General features: G+C 71.5%; 16 protein-coding genes. 7 read left to right on the top strand and 9 right to left on the bottom strand.

Annotated elements, in window-relative coordinates:
* The first annotated feature begins 2 nt into the window (after positions 1-2).
* The 3 genes from BJ964_RS44380 (at position 3) to BJ964_RS44370 (ending at position 2,218) form a co-directional block, all read left to right on the top strand.
* The gene (locus tag BJ964_RS44380) at positions 3-512 is read left to right on the top strand and encodes a hypothetical protein (protein ID WP_188126261.1); all 510 of its coding nucleotides are present in this window, start codon (positions 3-5) and stop codon (positions 510-512) included.
* A complete protein-coding gene (locus BJ964_RS44375) occupies positions 500-1,369 on the top strand; it encodes an SCO6745 family protein (protein WP_229807138.1) in 870 nt (289 codons plus the stop codon). Before BJ964_RS44380 ends, BJ964_RS44375 begins: the two co-directional genes overlap by 13 nt.
* A gap of 66 nt (positions 1,370-1,435) precedes the next feature.
* The gene (locus BJ964_RS44370; RefSeq protein ID WP_188126260.1) at positions 1,436-2,218 is read left to right on the top strand and encodes a hypothetical protein; all 783 of its coding nucleotides are present in this window, start codon (positions 1,436-1,438) and stop codon (positions 2,216-2,218) included.
* Position 2,219: 1 nt separating this feature from the next.
* Here the strand turns inward: BJ964_RS44370 and BJ964_RS44365 are convergent, their stop codons facing one another.
* The 7 genes from BJ964_RS44365 to BJ964_RS44335 form a co-directional block, all read right to left on the bottom strand.
* Positions 2,220-3,350 (bottom strand): ABC transporter substrate-binding protein, encoded by a 1,131-nt coding sequence (locus BJ964_RS44365; protein ID WP_188126259.1) that lies wholly within the window; start codon positions 3,348-3,350, stop codon positions 2,220-2,222.
* A gap of 90 nt (positions 3,351-3,440) precedes the next feature.
* Complete coding sequence (locus tag BJ964_RS44360) at positions 3,441-4,199, bottom strand: ABC transporter permease (protein ID WP_188126258.1); 759 nt, start codon at positions 4,197-4,199, stop codon at positions 3,441-3,443.
* A gap of 73 nt (positions 4,200-4,272) precedes the next feature.
* Entirely contained in the window at positions 4,273-5,082 is an 810-nt protein-coding gene (locus BJ964_RS44355) for an ABC transporter ATP-binding protein (RefSeq protein WP_229807139.1), read from the bottom strand.
* Positions 5,079-5,921: an ABC transporter permease gene (locus tag BJ964_RS44350; protein WP_188126257.1), complete on the bottom strand. Its 843-nt coding sequence runs from the start codon at positions 5,919-5,921 to the stop codon at positions 5,079-5,081. Before BJ964_RS44350 ends, BJ964_RS44355 begins: the two co-directional genes overlap by 4 nt.
* On the bottom strand, positions 5,918-6,916 hold the full coding sequence (locus tag BJ964_RS44345) for a TIGR03842 family LLM class F420-dependent oxidoreductase (protein WP_188126256.1): 999 nt from the start codon (positions 6,914-6,916) through the stop codon (positions 5,918-5,920). Before BJ964_RS44345 ends, BJ964_RS44350 begins: the two co-directional genes overlap by 4 nt.
* Positions 6,917-6,928: 12 nt before the next feature.
* Complete coding sequence (hydA, locus tag BJ964_RS44340) at positions 6,929-8,329, bottom strand: dihydropyrimidinase (RefSeq protein ID WP_188126255.1); 1,401 nt, start codon at positions 8,327-8,329, stop codon at positions 6,929-6,931.
* Positions 8,326-9,168 (bottom strand): nitrilase-related carbon-nitrogen hydrolase, encoded by an 843-nt coding sequence (locus tag BJ964_RS44335; RefSeq protein WP_188126254.1) that lies wholly within the window; start codon positions 9,166-9,168, stop codon positions 8,326-8,328. The genes hydA and BJ964_RS44335 overlap by 4 nt, the downstream gene beginning before the upstream one ends.
* Before the next feature lie 142 nt (positions 9,169-9,310).
* Here BJ964_RS44335 and BJ964_RS44330 point away from each other — a divergent pair, with 142 nt between their 5' ends.
* From BJ964_RS44330 to BJ964_RS44315, 4 genes are all read left to right on the top strand, one after another.
* Positions 9,311-10,735 (top strand): aminotransferase class I/II-fold pyridoxal phosphate-dependent enzyme, encoded by a 1,425-nt coding sequence (locus tag BJ964_RS44330; RefSeq protein WP_262479434.1) that lies wholly within the window; start codon positions 9,311-9,313, stop codon positions 10,733-10,735.
* A 27-nt stretch (positions 10,736-10,762) separates the two neighbouring features.
* Positions 10,763-12,058, top strand: coding sequence for an aspartate aminotransferase family protein (locus BJ964_RS44325; RefSeq protein WP_188126252.1), 1,296 nt, complete (start codon positions 10,763-10,765; stop codon positions 12,056-12,058).
* Positions 12,059-12,396: 338 nt separating this feature from the next.
* Positions 12,397-13,623: an inorganic phosphate transporter gene (locus BJ964_RS44320; RefSeq protein ID WP_188126251.1), complete on the top strand. Its 1,227-nt coding sequence runs from the start codon at positions 12,397-12,399 to the stop codon at positions 13,621-13,623.
* An 11-nt stretch (positions 13,624-13,634) separates the two neighbouring features.
* On the top strand, positions 13,635-13,943 hold the full coding sequence (locus BJ964_RS44315; protein WP_188126250.1) for a hypothetical protein: 309 nt from the start codon (positions 13,635-13,637) through the stop codon (positions 13,941-13,943).
* A gap of 255 nt (positions 13,944-14,198) precedes the next feature.
* Here BJ964_RS44315 and BJ964_RS44310 read toward each other — a convergent pair whose 3' ends face one another.
* Both BJ964_RS44310 and BJ964_RS44305 read right to left on the bottom strand, forming a co-directional pair.
* Complete coding sequence (locus BJ964_RS44310) at positions 14,199-15,296, bottom strand: glycerophosphodiester phosphodiesterase (protein WP_188126249.1); 1,098 nt, start codon at positions 15,294-15,296, stop codon at positions 14,199-14,201.
* Positions 15,297-15,538: 242 nt separating this feature from the next.
* Positions 15,539-18,196, bottom strand: coding sequence for a DUF6493 family protein (locus BJ964_RS44305; protein ID WP_188126248.1), 2,658 nt, complete (start codon positions 18,194-18,196; stop codon positions 15,539-15,541).
* Position 18,197 lies beyond the last annotated feature (1 nt).

Here is an 18,197-nt window from a genome sequence, read left to right as displayed (position 1 = left end):
GCGTGAGCTTTTCTGACGAGGGCACGTCGACCGCCCGGTCGCTCGCCGGCTGGCTGGAGCGGGTGACCTTCGCCGACCTGCCGGAGACCGAGGCGACCGCCCGGATCGTGGACGCGGTCGCCGAGTGGGCCGCCGCCCAGGGCTGGCGGGTCTACCGGCGGGCGCCGAGCGTCTTCCCGCTGCCCGCGCCGCTGCGGGGCCACTCGGTCCTGGACGTGGCCTGCGCGCGCCCGGGCGGTCCGCCGCTGGCGATCGAGGTGGACCGGCTGGACCGGCAGCGCACCGTCGACAAACTCCTCGCCGAGGCAGCGGCCGGCCGGCTGGCGATCTGGGTGCGCTGGGGCGCCGGCCCGTTCCCGCCACCGCCGCTGCCGGTGCATCTCGTGGTCCGTGAGGCGTCCCGTCGATCCGGCCGATGGCATACGGTGGCGGCGCGGCCGGCGCCGCGCCACTCCGGGGCGGTCGGCCCCGGGGACACCGTCCACGCCGAGGAGCTGCCGTGGGAACCGTGACCGAGAGCCCGTACCGACTCGCCTGGCGGGTCACCGAGCCGCTGCATTCGATGGTCTACTTCGTGCCGGAGACCTTCGAACGGTACGCGGAGCTGGGCCTGAGCCCGATGGACGGCTACTTCGCGTCCCGCGGGGCCGCGTTCGGGCCGGTGGGGCCGGAGATCGTGGCCGCCACCTTCTACAACTTCAACCCGGCCCGCGTCGCTCGCGCGCTGCCCGCCGCGTGGGCCAGGGCGAGCCCCGAGCAGCTGATCCAGGCCCGGCTGGAGGCCGCCGACGTCGCCCTGACCCGCGGGCTGGGCGCGGACGTGCTGGCCGGCCCGGAGATGGCCGAGGCGGCCGGGCTGGCCCGTACGGCGGCGGAGGCGGCCACCCGGCTGCCGCACGGCCGCCCGCTGTTCGCCGTCCACGCCGCGCTGCCCTGGCCGGAGGCGCCGCACCTGGTGCTGTTCCACGCCCAGATGCTGCTCCGCGAGTTCCGGGGCGACGGGCACGTGGCGGCGCTGCTGGCCAACGGGGTCAGCGGCCTCGACGCGATCGTCATGCACGCGGCAAGCGGGGAGATCGACGGCCGGTTCCTGCGGGCCACCCGGGGGTGGAGCCGTGAGCAGTGGGCCGAGGCCGAGGACGACCTGCGGCGCAGCGGCCTGTACGGCGACGACGGGCTCACCGATGCCGGTGCGGCCTTGCGGGCGCACATCGAGGAGCGGACCGACGCGGTGGCCGAGGCGGCCTACCGGGCGATCGGCGAACAGGGGTGCCTGCGGCTCGCCTCGCTGACCCGGCCGCTGAGCCGGGCGATCGTGAAAGCGGGGCTGCTGAACCCGTCCGCCCTGGTTGAGCAGACGGCGCGGTGAAGCTGACCACGCATTCACCTGGCCAAAATGATTGCCGGAGCGTAATCGGTAGGTCACGCTTGGTGCGTGACAGAACCCCAGCAGAGACATCCGGCGTCGTGGTGGGAGCAGTTCCCAGAGGCCTCCGAGCGGTTCGACACCGCGCACCTCACCGAGGGTCTGGGTGAGCTGATCAACCCGAACATCGCCTCGCAGCTGCTGCGACGGGAAGCGGAGATCGCCACCGAGGTCATGGTCCGGCACCTCAACAAGCCGGAGAGCGGGGAGCTGGCCGAGCGCGCCGCCAAGAGCGCCGAGCGGCTGGTCGCCACCCTCGACCGGATCGAGGACAAATCCGGCGATTCGTCGATGGTCGCCGAGGCGCGCGCGACCTGTCATCTTCTGCTGGGCCGCTTCGGGGAGGCGGCGTTCGCGGCCGAGGCGTTCGTGCCGACGCAGAAGGTCCTGCGGGCCTTCGTGGGCGCGCTGCGGATGGAACGATTCGACACCGATCTCGCGGTCAAGATGCTGGCCGCCGGGTTCGAACCGGCCGTCGCGCTCCGTTCCGGCCAGATCGTCGGGAAGTACAACTGGTGGCCGAGCTGGCTGCTCCAGGTGATCACCGAGCGGGCGATGGCCGGCCGGCTCGACGACGAGACGGTCGAGGCGCTGGACAAGTGCGCGTACGCCGACCTGGACCCGGTTCAGGTGCGGGTCGCCCGCCGCCTTCTGGCCGGGGAGGACGCCCTGATCGACGCGTCGGCGCTGCGGCTGGAGGCCCTGGGCGAGACCAACGCGGCCGAGAAGCTTCGCGAGGGCGACCTGGCAACGGTCGCCCTCGCGGCCCGGCTCGTCATGTCGTCCCAGTAGCTCAGGCGCCGCCCTCGGTGAGGGTGACCGTGGCCGGCTGGAAACCGGCCCCCTCGACATCGACGCCCGCGGCCTTGGCCTGCTCGATCGCCTGCTTGATGTAGTCGTTCGTGTAGGCCAGGCCCTCCGGCGCCTTGGTCAGCACGCTGTCGCCCGTCTGGTTCTTCGTGGTCTGCGAGATCTCCACGGTCTGCTTCCAGGCCGCCTCGTCGATCGTGCCGATCCCGCCCGCGGCGGCCGGCCACACCAGCTTGCTGACCTCGTTCATCTGCCACAGCTGGTGGCTCTTGCCGAGCTTGGATCCCTTCGCGACGACCAGGTCACGGCACTTCTCCGGGTTGTCCCGGCAGAACGCCCAGCCCTTGATCGTGGCGGTCAGGAACTTGACGGTCTGCTGCTGGTACGCCGGATCGTCCAGCTTCTGAGTGTTCGCCCACACCGCGTCCTGGAGCATCGAGGAGCCCTCGGTCTTCCAGTCGATGACCGCGAAGTCGTCGGCCGTGTAGAGCTTGCCGGTGGCCGGGTTCTTCGCCTCCAGCAGCTGGGCGTACTCGTTGTAGCTCATCGCCTGGGCGGCGTCGATCTCCTTCTTCAGCAGCGCCTGCATGTCGAACTGCTGCTGCACCAGGGTGACGTCCCTACCGGGGTCGATCCCCGCCTTGGTCATGCCGGCGAACAGCTCGAACTCGTTGCCGAAGCCCCAGTTGCCGACCTTCTTGCCCTTGAGGTCGGCGGCCTTGGTGATGCCGCTGTCCTTCCAGGCCACCTGGTACGTCCCGGAGCGGGCGAAGATCTGCCCCACGTCGGTGATGCCGGCGCCCTGCTCGCGGGAGGCCAGCGCCTTTGGCACCCACGCGATCGCGTAGTCGGCCTTCCCCTGGGCCAGGACGGTCTGCGGGACGATGTCGACGCCGCCCTCCAGCAGCGTCACGTCCAGGCCCTGCTCCTTGTAGAAGCCCTGGTCCACGGCGGCGATGTAGCCGGCGAACTGGGCCTGGTAGAACCACTGCAACTGCAACGTGATCGGGGTCAGGGCGCCGCTCGCGCCCGGAGCCGGAGTGGTGGCGGTATCGGCGGTGCCGCAGGCGGTCAGTGCGAGAACCGATGCGAGGAATATCCGGGAGAGCTTCAACGCGTACCCCTAACTAACTTGTAAGGCGTTGTTTTGGGAGGTTTGTTCACGACGGTTAAGACCAGGTGCCTTCCTGCGGGTAAGTGCAGGTCAAGGTAGGTCGTGAATAGACCTCCACGGCATGGCCAGGCGCTCCAGCAGGAGCGTGACCAGGTAGAAGGTGAGTCCGAGGAGGCAGGCGCCGGCCACGAAGGCCCAGGCCCGGGGGTAGGCGGTGAGCGCCGCGGCGGAGGTGATCCGCGCACCGAGCCCGTCCTGCAACCCGCCGAAGTACTCGGCGACGACCGCGGCGATCACGGCCAGCGACGACGCCTGCCGCAGGCCGGTGAAGAGGTGGGGGAGCGCGCCGGGCAGCCGGACCTTGCGGGCGAAGGTCCAGCCGGACGCCGCGTACGTGCGCATCAGCTCCTGGTGGACCGGATCCACCTCGCGCAGCCCGCGCAGCAGGTTCAGGAAGACCGGGAAGAACACCACGATGCCGGTGACCAGGCGCCGCGGGACGCTGCTGGTCGACTCGAACATGTTGTTGAGGATCGGGGCCAGGGCGATGATCGGCAGCGCGTTGAGGACCGCGGCGAACGGGATCGACACCTCGCCGAGGACCAGGAACCGGCTGGCGGCGAGCGCGGCCAGCACCGCGACCAGGGTGCCGCCGATCAGGCCGATCAGCGCGTTCGCGCCGCTGGCCAGGGCCGCCTCCACGATGTTGCGCCGCTGCTCGACGATCTGCGCCCCGATCGCCGACGGCGCCGGCAGGATGAACGGCGCGACCCGGCCCAGCGTCACGAACAGCTCCCAGAGGAGCAGGGCCACGACGCCGACGATCACCGGCGGCAGAATTTTCCTCATGTCGCCACCTCCGCTGCGCTCCGGCGTCGCCATGAGTACACAACTGAGCTCGATGATTCGCTCGCAAGCTCGCTCATGAGCGCAGCGCCTGTCGTACCTCGGTGATCTTCTCGAAGTAGGCCGGGGCCTGCCGCCCGGCCTCGTCCCGCGACGGCAGCTCCACCTCGATCGACGCGGTGATCCGTCCTGGCCGGGCGGACATGACCACCACCCGGCCGGAGAGGAACACCGCCTCGGAGATCGAGTGGGTGACGAAGACCGTGCTGGTCCCGGTCTTGGCGCAGATGCCGAGCAGCTCCGACTGCAACCGTTCCCGGGTCATCTCGTCGAGCGCGCCGAACGGCTCGTCCATCAGCAGCAGCGGCGGCTGGACCGCGAGGGCACGGGCGATCGCCACCCGCTGCTGCATGCCGCCGGAGAGCTGACCGGGATAGTGCCCGGCGAAGTCGGCCAGGCCGACCAGTTCCAGCATCTCCTCGGCCTTGGCCCGCCGTTCGGCCCTGGACACCCCGCGCAGCTCCAGCGGCAGCTCGACGTTGTGGCGGACGGTCCGCCACTCGAAGAGGCCGGCCTGCTGGAAGGCGATGCCGTACTCCTGGTCGCGGCGGGCCTGAGCGGCCGGCCGCCCGGCGACGGTGACCGTGCCGGTGGTCGGCTCGATCAGGTCGGCGATCAGCCGCAGCAGGGTGCTCTTGCCGCAGCCGGACGGCCCGATCAGCGACACGAACTCGCCGCCGCCCACGGTCAGGCTCACGCCGGACAGGGCCGGGACCTCGTCGGAGCGGCCCTGGTTGAAGACCTTCGTGACATTGTCGACGACCACCGAGGCCGCGCGTTCCGGCGCCGGCACGACGTCCGGGGCCGGGCTCGCCAGCTCACTCACAGTGTTGCCACCTCCACGTGACGCCGGTGCCGCATCAGCGGCAGTTCCAGGAGGCTCACGGCGCCCGCGACGAGCAGGCCCAGCAGGGCCGCGCCGAGCATGGCCGTGTAGACCTTGGCGGGATCCGAGGTGGCCTCCCGCGAGTACTCGATGATCAGGCGGCCGATGCCGCCCCGGGTGCCGGTGGAGATCTCACCGACCACCGCGCCGACCACCGCGGCCGCGCCGGCCAGCCGCAGCGCCGGGAAGAGGTAGGGCAGCGCCGCCGGGAAGCGCAGCTTCACCAGCGTGCGCCACCATCCCGCGGCGTAACTGCGCATCAGCTCCACCCCGGCGGCCGACGGCGACTGGAGCCCGCGCAGCATGCCCACCGCGACCGGGAAGAACGCCAGGTAGGCGGCGATCACCGAGACCGTCGCCCAGGGCGGCATGAGGGTGCCGCCCCAGCCGGCGATCAGCGGCGCGAGCGCCACGAGCGGCACGGTCTGGGAGAGCACGACGTACGGCAGCAGCCCCCGCTCCACGATCCGGAACCGCTGCATGGCCGCGGCCAGGACCAGCCCGATCACCGTGCCCGCGGCGAACCCGGCCGCGGTGATGCCGAGGGTGAACAGGCAGGCCTGGAGGACCACGAGCCACACCGGCCGGCCACCGGTCATCTCCGGATCGGCCAGCCGCTGTCCGATGGTCCACAGATGGGGCATCGAGAGGTCGTCGGCGCGGGGCAGGACCCGTACGCCGAACAGCACCGTCCCCTCGGGATCGCCGGCCGCCTTGTAGCCCTCCCAGAGCAGCGCGGCCACGGCCAGCCCGGCGATCACCGAGAGGACCCGCCTCACGGGAACGCCGGGATGACGTGCTCGCCGTACGCCGAAAGGGTTTGCTCCTTGGCGTCGTGCTGGAGGTAGACGGCGAACTGGTCGACGCCCAGCTGCTGGAGCTCCTGCAACCGCTTCACGTGGTTCTCCACCGGCCCGAGGACACAGAACCGGTCCACGATCTCGTCCGGCACGAACGAGGTGTGGGTGTTGCCGGCCCGCCCGTGCTCGGCGTAGTCGTACCCCTGCCGGGCCGCGATGTAGTCGGTCAGCGCCGGCGGCACCGCCCGGCCGTCACCGCCGTAGCGGCCCACGATGTCGGCGATGTGGTTGCCCACCATCCCGCCGAACCAGCGGGTCTGCTCGCGCTGATGGGCCAGGTCGTCGCCGACGTAGGCGGGCGCCGCCACACAGAACTTGATGGCGTCCGGATCCCGTTTGTGGAGGACCGCGGCCTTGCGCACCGCCGTGATCATCCACTCGGCGATGTCCGGGTCGGCGAGCTGGAGGATGTAGCCGTCACCCACCTCCCCGGTGAGGGCGAGGGCCTTCGGGCCGTAGGCCGCCACCCAGACCTCGAGGCGGCTGTCCGCGGCCCAGGCCAGCTGGAGCTCCTGACCGCGGACCGTGACCTTCTCCCCGTTGGCCAGGCCCTTGATCGCCAGCACGCTCTCGCGCAGCTGGCCCAGGGTCTGCGGGGCGAGACCGAGCACCCGCAGCGCGGAGTCGCCCCGGCCGATGCCACAGATCGTGCGGTTGCCGTACATCTCGTTGAGGGTCGCGAAGGTCGAGGCGGTCACCGTCCAGTCCCGGGTGCCCGGGTTGGTGACCATCGGCCCGACCACGATCCGCTCGGTGGCGCCGAGGATGGCCGAGTAGACCACGTTCGGCTCCTGCCAGAGCACGTGCGAGTCGAAGGTCCAGAAGTGACTGAAGCCGGCCGCCTCCGCCTTCTTCGCCCACTCGACGACCTCCCGCGCGGGTGGGTCGTTCTGCAAGACGACACCGATGTCCATGCCCACCCCTTTCTAGAGCAGGTAGTCGCTGAGGCCGCGCTTGAGATAGCGGCCGCGGCCGGCCCGCCCGGTGTACTCGCCGCCGGAGGCGATCACCTCGCCGCGGGCGATGACCGTGTCGACGCGGCCATCGATCTCCCAGCCCTCCCACGCAGAGTGGTCCATGTTCATGTGGTGCGTCTCGGCGCTGATCCGGGTACGCCCGTTCGGGTCGTACAGGACGATGTCGGCGTCCGAGCCGGGGGCGATGATCCCCTTGCGCGGGTAGAGGCCGAACATCCGCGCCGGGGTGGTCGCGATCGTCTCCACCCAGCGGGCCAGCGACAACTTGCCGTCGACGACGCCCTGGTAGAGCAGGTCCACCCGGTGCTCGACACCGCCGATCCCGTTCGGGATCCTGGAGAAGTCGCCGAGGCCCAGCTCCTTCTGGTCCTTGAAGCAGAACGGGCAGTGGTCGGTCGACACCACCGACAGGTCGTTGGTGCGCAGGCCCTGCCACAGATCGGCGCGGTGCGTCTCGTGCTTGGACCGCAGCGGCGTCGAGCAGACCCACTTGGCGCCCTCGAAGCCGGGCGCGCCGAGCTGGTCCTCCAGGGTCAGGTAGAGGTACTGCGGGCAGGTCTCGGCGAACACGTTCCGGCCCAGGTCACGGGCATTGCGGACCTGCTCCAGAGCCTTCGACGCGGACAGGTGCACGATGTAGAGCGGGCAGTCCGCGGCCACGCTCGCCAGCCAGATGGCCCGGCTGGTGGCCTCCGCCTCCAGCTCCTGCGGGCGGGTCAGACCGTGGTGGACCGGGTCCGTCTCACCGCGTTCCAGGGCCTGCTTGACCAGGACGTCGATGGCCGGCCCGTTCTCCGCATGCATCATGATCATGGCGCCGTTGTCCCGCGCCTTCTGCATGGCGCGCAGGATCTGCCCGTCGTCGGAGTAGAACACCCCGGGGTACGCCATGAAGAGCTTGAAGCTGGAGATGCCCTCACCGGCCACCAGCTGATCCATGGCCTTGAGCGACTCGTCGTCCACCCCGCCGAGGATCATGTGGAAGGCGTAGTCGATGTGACAGTTGCCGTCGGCCTTGCCGTGCCAGGCGGCCAGCCCGTCCTGCACCACCTCGCCGTACCGCTGCACCGCGAAGTCGATGATCGTGGTCGTCCCGCCGATCGCGGCCGCCCTGGTGCCGGTGTCGAAGGTGTCGCTCGCGTGGGTGCCGCCGAACGGCAGCTCCATGTGCGTGTGGGCGTCGACGGCGCCCGGGATGACGTACTTCCCGGTGGCGTCGATGACCTCCGGTCCGTCCGGGGCCTGCCCGGGCGCGAAGATCGCCGCGATGGTCTCACCGTCGATGAGGACGTCGGCCTTCACCGGGCCGGTGGGGCCGACGACGGTTCCGCCCCTGATCAGCGTGGTCACGGCGCCACCAGCCCGTCGTAGGAGTCGGGGCGGCGGTCGCGGAAGAACTGCCAGCGGTCCCGGACCGTGCCGAGCAGGCTCAGGTCCAGGTCACGAACGATCAGCTCGGGATTGTGGGTGTCCGCCACCTCACCGACGAACTTACCCTCCGGATCGACGAAGTACGTCTGTCCGTAGAAGTCGTTGTCACCCAGCTCCTCGACGCCCACCCGGTTGATGGCGCCGATGAAGTACTCGTTCGCCACGGCGCTGGCCGGCTGCTCCAGCTGCCACAGGTAGGAGGAGAGACCGCGGCTGGTGGCCGACGGGTTGAACACGATCTGCGCGCCGCCCAGGCCGAGCGCGCGCCAGCCCTCGGGGAAATGCCGGTCGTAACAGATGTAGACGCCGACCTTCCCGACCGCGGTGTCGAAGACCGGATAACCCAGGTTTCCGGGACGGAAGTAGAACTTCTCCCAGAACCCCTTCACCTGCGGGATGTGGTTCTTGCGGTATTTACCGAGGTATTTGCCGTCGGCGTCGACGACGGCCGCGGTGTTGTAGAGGACGCCGGGCTGCTCCTGCTCGTACATCGGCAGGATCATGACCATTCCCAGTTCGGCGGCGAGCGCCTGGAAACGCTCGGTCGTCGGGCCCGGGACGGATTCGGCGTACTCGTAGTAGGCGGCGTCCTGGACCTGGCAGAAGTACGGGCCGTAGAAGAGCTCCTGGAAGCAGATCACCTTCGCGCCCCGGGCGGCGGCCTCACGAGCGTAGTCCTCGTGGGCTTTGATCATGGATTCCTTGTCGCCCGTCCAGGTGGTCTGGACGAGGGCGGCGCGGACGACTCCGGTCGTCATTGCGGCCCCTCTCTATTTGATCTTCTGGCACGCGCAGTGCGCCTCGAAGCGCCTGTGATCGTGTGTTTACTCCTCGTTCTGGGTCCCGCGCCAGGGGTTGCTTGTCGGCGTCGGATGCCGTAGGACACTAACGACACACCTGATGGCGGACAATTGCCCGTACGTTACGGAATGTTTCGGAGACGATAATTTGCTGACGCTGATCACCGGGGCGGTTCAGGACAGAAGCGCCCGGGGCATCGCGGCGGCGGTGAGCCGTCTGATCACCTCCGGCCGGCTGCCCGCCGGGGCCCGGCTGCCCACCGTCCGCACGGTGGCCGGCGGGCTCGGCGTCAGCCCGACGACGGTCAGCGAGGCGTGGCGCAACCTCATCCTCGCCGGGGCCATCCAGACCCGCGGCCGCTCCGGGACCTTCGTGTCCGGGCCGCTGCCGCCCCGCGCACGACTGCGGTACGCCCAGCTCAGCGGGGCCCGGATCGGCCTGCCACGGGACCTGTCCACCGGTGTGCCCGACCCGCTGCTGCTGCCGTCGCTCGACGTGGCGCTGCGCCGGATCGGCGACGGCCGGTGGGCCGGGAGCTACCTCGACCCGCCGGTGCTGCCCGGACTGGACGAGGTGCTGCGGCAGCGGTGGCCGTACCCGCCGGAGCGGCTCACCGTGGTGGACGGCGCCATGGACGCGCTCGACCGGGTGGCCGGGGCGGTGCTGCGGTACGGCGACCACGTCCTCGTCGAGAACCCGGCCTTCCCGCCGCTGCTCGACCTGCTCCAGGCGGTCGGCGCCACCGTCGTCGGGGTGCCGATGGACGCCTCCGGCATCATCCCGGACGAGCTGCTGCGGGCCGTCCGCGGCTACCGGGCGGTCGCCCTCTTCCTCCAGCCGCGGGCCCACAACCCGACCGGCGCCAGCATGGACGAGTCCCGGGCCGCGCTGCTCGCCAACGTCCTGCTGGAGGCGCCGCACCTGCTCGTGGTCGAGGACGACCACGCCGGCGACATCGCCACCGCCCCGCCGGTCAGCCTCGGCCGCTACCTGCCCGACCGGACCGTGCACGTGGCCAGCTTCTCCAAGAGCCACGGACCGGACCTGCGGCTCGCGGCGGTCGGCGGGCCCGCCCACGTGCTCGACGCGGTCGCCGACCGGCGGCTGCTCGGGCCCGGCTGGTCCAGCCGGCTGCTCCAGGGCGTGCTGCTCGACCTGCTCACCGACCCGGACGTCACGGCACAGGTGGCGGCCGCGCGGGAGGCGTACGCGTACCGCCGGGCCGCGCTGTCGGCCGCGCTCGCCGAACGCGGGGTGACCACCCAGGCGACCGACGGGATAAACCTCTGGCTGCCGGTCCCCGACCAGCAGAACGCCATGGTCGCGCTGGCCGCCAACGGGATCGCGGCCGCGCCCGGCGCCCCGTTCTGCGTCACCCCGCTGCCCGGCGACCACCTGCGGATCACCGCGGGACTGGTCGCCGACGGCTACGGCGAACTGGCCGACGTGCTCGCGGCGGCCACCTCGGAGACCACCCGCGGCAGCGGCCGGCGGGACCTCGCGCACCCATCCGGATGGCGCTAGGGGACTTCACGACAAGGGAGGCCATCGATGAGTCTGCTCGACCGTCACCGGGCGGTGATGCCCGGTTGGATGCCCGTCTACTACGGCGACGACGCGCTGGAGATCGTCTCCGGGAGTGGGCGCCGGGTCACCGACGCCGGCGGCCGCACCTACCTCGACTTCTTCGGCGGGGTGCTGACCACGATGATCGGCTACGACGTGGCCGAGATCAGCGACGCGGTCCGCGCCCAGATCGGCACCGGCGTCGCGCACACCTCCACGCTCTACCTGATCCGGCGGCAGGTCGAGCTGGCCGAGAAGATCGCCCGGCTCTCCGGCATCCCGGACGCGCGGGTCTTCTTCACCAACTCGGGCACCGAGGCCAACGAGTCGGCGCTGCTCATGGCCACGAACGTACGGCGGTCCAACCAGATCCTGGCGATCAAGAACAGCTATCACGGCCGGACCTTCGCGACCATGGCGGTCACCGGGCACCGCAGCTGGTCGTCCAGCTCACTGAGTCCACTGTCGGTGAACTGGCTGGCCTCCGCCGACCGGCTGCGCGGGCGGATGGCCGGGCTGACCGACGCCGACCTGATCGAGGCGGCCGTCGACGACCTGCGGGAGGTCCTCGCCACGGTCACCGCCGGGGACGTGGCCGCCCTGATCGCCGAGCCGGTCCAGGGTGTGGGCGGGTTCGTGCACGGGCCGGACGGGCTGCTCGGGGCGTACCGGAAGGTGCTGGCCGAACACGGGATCCTGCTCATCGCCGACGAGGTGCAGACCGGCTGGGGGCGGACCGGCGACCACTTCTGGGGCTACCAGGCGCACGGCGTCACCCCGGATCTGATCACCTTCGCCAAGGGCATCGGCAACGGGTTCGCGCTCGGCGGCGTGGTCGGCCGGGCCGAGGTGATGAACGCGGTCCCGGCGGTCAGTTTCTCCACCTTCGGCGGCAACCCGGTCAGCGCGGCCGCCGGCAACGCGGTACTCGACTACGTGCTCGATCACGACCTCCAGGGCAACGCGCGGCGGGTCGGCGGGATCCTGCTCGGTGGGCTGCGGGCGCTGTCGTACGGGATCCTGGCCGAGGTGCGCGGGCGGGGCCTGATGATCGGGCTGGAGTTCGTCCGGCCCGGCACCACCGAGCCGGACCCGGCGGCCACGCTGCGGGTCTTCGACCTCTGCCGGGAGGGTGGCCTGCTGGTCGGCAAGGGGGGTCTGTACGGCAACGTGCTCCGGATCGGCCCGCCCCTCACCCTCACCGAGGACGAGGCCCGGGAGGGGCTCGCGATCCTGTCCGGCGCGATCGCCACGGCCGACGCCGAGTCCCGGATCGCCTAGGCCGAGCCGGCTGGGCCTTTTCGGGCGCAACCGCTCACGCACGTCGCACGGTGCGGCCCGCGTTCTGGACGCGCCAGCGGCCGGCGGGCCGTGCCGGGCCCTCGGCGGGAGCGACGGTCCGAACCCACCACCCCGATGCGACATATGATCCTTTGCCGGGTTTCCGCCGTGCCGAGCCTAAAGTTTTGTTCATCCAGCGTCCACCGGCGGACGCGAAGAGTAATTCTTCGGTCACCGAGGGGTGATATTTGGGAAACGTAAGGTTAACGAGGGCCGAACCTTGTACATGTTCCGTTGGGGGTATGGCAGTGGGCCCGTAACTCGGTCACGATCACGGCGTGACAGAAACATCCGTGATCTTGGCGCTGGTGGTCATCACGGCCCTGGCCTTCGATTTCACCAACGGGTTCCATGACACCGCCAACGCGATGGCCACCTCCATCGCGACCAAGGCGCTCCGGCCCAAAACGGCCGTCGCTCTGTCCGGTGTCCTGAACCTGGTCGGCGCCTTCCTCTCCGTGGAAGTCGCGCTGACCGTCACCAATGCCGTTGTCAAGATCCAGGACAAGAGCGGCGCGCCCAAGGCGGAACTCCTCGCCGACGGCGGCAGCGGACTGTTGCTGATCATCCTGGCCGGCCTAGTCGGTGGCATCGTCTGGAATCTGCTCACCTGGCTCTTCGGCCTGCCATCCAGCTCGTCGCACGCCCTCTTCGGCGGCCTGATCGGCGCCACCCTCGCCGGTCTCGGCGTGGCCGGCGTCAACTGGAACGGCGACGGCTCCAAGCTCGACGGCGTCGTGGGCAAGGTGCTCCTGCCCGCCGTCATCTCCCCGGTCATCGCGGGCCTCGTCGCCGTGGCCGGCACCTGGGTCATCTTCAAGATCACTGCCGGGGTGGCCGCGCGGTTCACCGAGAAGGGCTTCCGCTGGGGCCAGATCGGCAGCGCCTCGCTCGTCTCCCTGGCGCACGGCACCAACGACGCCCAGAAGACCATGGGCGTGATCACCCTCGCCCTGATCGCCAGCGGTCACTGGGACGACCTGGAGAACATCCCGCTGTGGGTCAAGGTCTCCGCGGCGCTGGCCATCGCGCTCGGCACCTACCTGGGCGGCTGGCGCATCATCCGCACCCTCGGCAAGGGCATCACCGACATCACCCCGCCGCAGGGCACCGCCGCGCAGTCCGGCGCCGCCGCGGTCATCCTGGCCTCCAGCCACCTCGGCTTCGCGCTCTCCACCACCCACGTGGCCACCGGCTCGGTGATCGGTTCCGGTCTCGGCCGTCCCGGCGCCACGGTCCGCTGGGCGGTCGCCGGCCGGATGGTCCTGGCCTGGATGATCACCCTTCCCTCGGCCGGCCTCGTCGGCGCCGCGATGTGGTACGTCGGCGACGCCGTCGGCGGTATGGCCGGCGCCCTGGTGGTCTTCGCCCTCCTGGTCGCCGCCTCCGGCGCGATGTACCTTCGCTCCCGCTCCGGACGGGTCGACCACGACAACGTCAACGACGACTGGGACGCCCCGGCCGGCCAGCCCGTCACCCCGATCCCCGCCACCGCGGCGAACTGAAAGGCCGGGACATGCACAACCTCGACTTCGCGCTCACCGGCGCGTGGCAGGTCCTGCTCGCCGGCCTCGCCCTCGGCGCCGGCCTGCCGATCCTCTTCGCCCTCGGCATCCGCTCCCTCGCCTGGGGCGCCGGCGAGGCGTCCGTCAACACCAGCGGCGTCACCGCCGGCACCCGGCGCCCGCTCGGCACGGTCCTCGGCTACGCCCTGTTCGCGGTGGTCGTCCTCGGCGTGCTGCTCGGCCTGACGTTCATCGTGGCCAGCGGATTCGGTTACAAGCTCGACTTCTCGCACCTCTACCCGACGCTCGTCGAGAAGTAGCGGTGGCGACGAAGGCCCCGGCGTTTTCGCGCCGGGGCCTTCGTCGTCCACCGGGCGTTGCGGCCGCGGGCCGTTGTCGCTTTCAAACCCATTTCCGGTACGGGACGAACGCCCTCACAGCGACGGCGGCGAACCGTGGCGCACCCGCGAGCCGGGTGCGCCCGCACGGCCGTGCCGCGCCCGCCGGGCTTGAGCGGTCCGTTCCTCCTCAACCCGGCGGCCGGACGGAACGGCCGTCCGGGCACGAGTGTGCGGTCAGGCCAGGCTGCGGGCCAGGACGCCGATGTCCGGATTGTCGGTGAAGATGCCGTCGATCCCGGTCCGCAAGAACGTCACCTGCTCGTCGATCGCCCGACCGTAGGCGCTGACGTCGGTGCCCACCCGCAGCTCGGCCGGGAGGAACGAGTTCTCCGCGCGGAACGTGTACGGCACGACCCGGAGCCCGGCCGCGTGCGCGTCGCCGACCAGGCTGGTCGGCGTGCCGAGAGTGCCGTCCGCCCTACGCGGGATGATCTGCCCCTTCTCCGGGCCGAGACCGTCCACGAACGCGGACAGCTCCTTGAGCCCACCCGGCGTCAGGTAGTCGGCGTAGCTGCGCGGATCGTTGAACGGGCTGCCCGACGCGCTGCTCAGGAACACCAGCGGCACGTCGACCCGGTGCTCGTCGGCCAGCGTCCGCAGGTTGGCCGCCTCGAACGACTGGATGAACACCTTCGCGCCCCGCCGGTCCAGGCTGTTGCGGCGCAGCGCCCGGACCAGCGGCTTCTCCAGCTCCAGGCCGAGCCGCTGGAAGAAGGTCGGGTGCTTGGTCTCCGGGAACACGCCCAGATCCCGGTCCAGCTCCTTCGACAACCGCCGGCGCAGGTCCAGCACCTCCTGGAAGGTCGGCACCTCGAACCGGCCGTCGTACAGCGTGTTCCGCTGACGGACCGCCGGAATCCGCTCGACCGCACGCAGCGTCTTCAGCTCGGCGAGCGTGAAATCCTGGGTCCACCAGCCGGTGACGCTCACCCCGTCGAGGACGACCGTCCTCTTCCGGTCGGCGAACTCGGCCCGCGACGCCACATCGGTGGTGCCGCCGATCTCCGGCTCGTGCCGGCACACCAGGACACCGTCCTTGGTGATCACCAGGTCGGGTTCCATGTAGTCGGCGCCCATCCGTGCGGCCAGCTCGTACGACGCCAGCGTGTGCTCGGGCCGGTAACCGGACGCGCCACGGTGGCCCACCACCAGGGCCCGGTTCCGGGTGCTGCCGTCGCCGCCGGCCCATGCGGGCGCGGAAGCGGCCCCGGCCAGCGCCGGAGCGGCGGCGGCGACAGCGCCGAAGCGCAGCACCTGACGGCGATCTGCCACGTTCTCCTCCACGAACTCGGTCCGGCCGCGATGCCGGAACCACCACCCGGCGCCACCCGCCGGAAGAACTTTTCCGGCGGAGATCGCCGGATGCCCGTTGAGAGTCGACGTGACCGATCCGTCACCCAGGCGACGATCTCATGGCGCGTCCGCGAACGCCGGGTCAATGGTCATCCCCGCTCTCGTCCCGCCGGGTGCCGAGGCCAGGGCCGACCCCGGTGGCCGGATCCGGCCCGGCGTGGTCAGCGGGTGACGGTCGCGTGCAGGCGTTTCGCCTCCCGGGTCAGGCGGCTGCTGCCTGGTCGCCCGGCGGCCTCCGCCAGTCCTGGGATCGTGGCCCGGGCGCCGACGGCCGCGGCGACGCGGGTGGCCAGCTCGATCATGTCCGGTAGGCCTCTCGGCGCGGTCGGCAACAGCCAAGCCAGCGCTGTGGCCAGCACTTCCCAGACTGCGGCCGAGGCCCCGGCCTGGTGGGCCCCGGCCAGGGCGGACACCGCCCGGCCCAGCTTGATCGTGCCGTCCGCGCCGAGATCGCCCAGTTCCGCCCCGACCCGGGCGGCGAACGACCTGTGGGCGGCCCCGGCCGGCGTCCCCGCCGGCTGGGCGCTCTCGGCCCGCGTCCCCGCCGGCTGGGCGCTCTCGGCACGCGCCCCCGCCGGGTCGGCGCCCTCGGCCGGGGTGTCGTCCCCGAACCCGGCGCCGGGTGTTTCGGAGGCCAGGACCAGGAAGGCGTCGACGGCCGCGATCCGGTCGGCCTCGTGGCGTGCCGCGAGGCCGTAGGTGACGGCCAGCGTCATCGCCGGGCCGGCCGGGCCGCCCGCGTCGGCGAGCAGGGGAAGCAGCGAGGCGTCGCGGGCGTCCTGATCGGCCAGGCCCGCCAGGTCGGGCAGAGCCCAGGCGGCGATCACCTCACGATGCCGGGGGAGCGCCATGGCCAGGATGTCCGGACGGTAGCCACGGTCGCCGAAGTAGCGGGGATGGTCTGCCCTCCGTAACGGAAGGAACAGACCCTCCAACCGGAGGCCGTCGTCTCCGGTGCGGGCGGACTCCAGTTCGGTCAGCACCCGCCGCATCACGATCTCGCCGTCCGGCCCACGGTTGCACTGCACCTTGCGGCTGCTGACCGGGTCGGGCAGACCGCCCGCGGCCAGCCACGCGGCCAGCTGCCGCCCCCGGGCGGAGGTGAGCGCCGCGGCCCGCCCGGTCACCTCCGTGCCGGCGGCGGGACCGACCCGCAACAGCGCCTGCTCGAAGTCGATCGGCCACGGTGTCAGACCGGCCGCCTCCAGCCGGGCCAGCCGGTCCACCAGGACACCGGCGTCGATCGCGCCGGTGACGTCGGTCGGTGTGGCCAGCAGCAGTGGCACCGGTTGTGCGGCCTGCCGCAGCGCCAGCTCCCCGATCCGGAGTGGCAGCAGGTCCGCGGGCGAACTCGCGGACGACCGAGGGCGGCTGCTGTCGGGAAGGGCGGCCTGCACCACCCCGGCCATCCGCCACCGGACGTCGTCGTCCCGCTCGGGCCGTCCGAGAAGGACCCGGAACGCTTCCAACAGGTAGATCATCTTGGGGTGGAACCGATGCCGGCCGTCGTGCCGGTCCAGCACCGGCCCCAGCGCGGCGGTGTCGCCACCTCTGTGCACGGTGACCAGCCCGGCCAGAACCCGCTCCCACCGGACGGCGTCCTCCGCCTCGAACAGCACGGACACCTCCTCCGCCAACTCGGCGGCGCCCGTGATCGGCGGCGGCATCGTGACCGGCCCGGACCCACCCACGGCGGCCGGCGTGGCCTGCCCTGCCATGGCGGGGTCCATGTCTGCGCCCGCCGTGGACGCGGACGCGGGCAGAACCCGCTGCACCAGGCCGAGCGCCCGCTCCTGCACGTCCAGGGCCGGATGCCCGAACGCCACCGCCGCCGTCTCCGCGATCTCCGCGGCCCGGTCCGGTTCACGGCGGGCCACCCGGCCGAGCCAGGTGAGTTGTGTCCTGACCAGCGTCCGCTCGGTCCGCACCAGGACCTCGGCGGTCGCTTCCAGCAGCGTCTCCACGGGTAGCAGCCCGGCGTCGTCGACGGCCCGCAGGCACCGCTGCGCGAGCCCGGCCACCACGGACGGCGCCGAGCCGAGCAGGCGTGTGTAGCCGGAGATGTGCGCGGCCATCTCGCCGGGTGCCGGGACCAGCGCCTCGTGCAGCACGGCGAACTCCCGCAGGCTCGCCGGCCGGTCGCCGCGGACGAGCCGGTCCACGGTCATCTCCAGCACCTTCGCCCGATCGGTCCGCCCGTCCTCGATGAGCCGGGTCAGGACCGTGGCCAAGCCGGGTCGCGAGTCCCCGGTGTGGGCCATGACCGAGCTGCCGAGGCCGTCGATCTCGAAGACGGCCGGCAGCAGCAGATGCAGGAAGCGCACATCGGCCGACTCGGCGAGCCGGCTGTCGATGAGCGCGTCGAGCCAGGAGCGGACGACACCCTCGGTGACCGGCGGTTCGGCCCGGCCCTCGTCGAGCAGGGCTGCCACGAACCGCCACTCCCGGGGCCAGAGCCCGTCGGACGGGATCTTGGCGCAGAGCCGCACCCCGAGATCACCGGTCCAGGTCAGCCCACGGGCGCGGGAGATCTCCAGGAACCGGTCGACGGGGATCTCGTTCCACCGGCGCATCTCCGGGCGGGAGAGCAGGCCGGCGGCCCGGGCCGCCGACGGGGCGCACGCGATGACGGCCAGCGCGTAGAGCCCGGCCGGATGCCGGGATCGCCGCCACCAGTCGTCCCGCTCCGCGCGGATCCGCGCGGTGAGCTCCGCCGCGAACGCCAGCCGTTCCTTCTCCCCGGCGGCGAGCAGCAGGGCGGTGGCCGTCTCGTCGTCGCCCTCGCGGACATGTCGATCGAGGACGTCCCAGGTCAGCATG

It is taken from the genome of Actinoplanes lobatus, assembly GCF_014205215.1.
Lineage (GTDB): Bacteria > Actinomycetota > Actinomycetes > Mycobacteriales > Micromonosporaceae > Actinoplanes > Actinoplanes lobatus.
Note: the sequence above shows the minus strand (reverse complement) of the source record. Positions and strands in the feature narration are given on the sequence as shown.

Bases quoted from the DNA above. Each gene is read 5' to 3' on its own strand.
- BJ964_RS44335 (WP_188126254.1), bottom strand. From the start codon at position 9,168: ATGACGACCGGAGTCGTCCGCGCCGCCCTCGTCCAGACCACCTGGACG.
- BJ964_RS44305 (WP_188126248.1), bottom strand. From the start codon at position 18,196: ATGCTGACCTGGGACGTCCTCGATCGACATGTCCGCGAGGGCGACGAC.
- BJ964_RS44360 (WP_188126258.1), bottom strand. From the start codon at position 4,199: ATGAGGAAAATTCTGCCGCCGGTGATCGTCGGCGTCGTGGCCCTGCTC.
- BJ964_RS44315 (WP_188126250.1), top strand. From the start codon at position 13,635: ATGCACAACCTCGACTTCGCGCTCACCGGCGCGTGGCAGGTCCTGCTC.
- BJ964_RS44345 (WP_188126256.1), bottom strand. From the start codon at position 6,916: ATGGACATCGGTGTCGTCTTGCAGAACGACCCACCCGCGCGGGAGGTC.
- BJ964_RS44325 (WP_188126252.1), top strand. From the start codon at position 10,763: ATGAGTCTGCTCGACCGTCACCGGGCGGTGATGCCCGGTTGGATGCCC.
- BJ964_RS44330 (WP_262479434.1), top strand. From the start codon at position 9,311: ATGGCGGACAATTGCCCGTACGTTACGGAATGTTTCGGAGACGATAAT.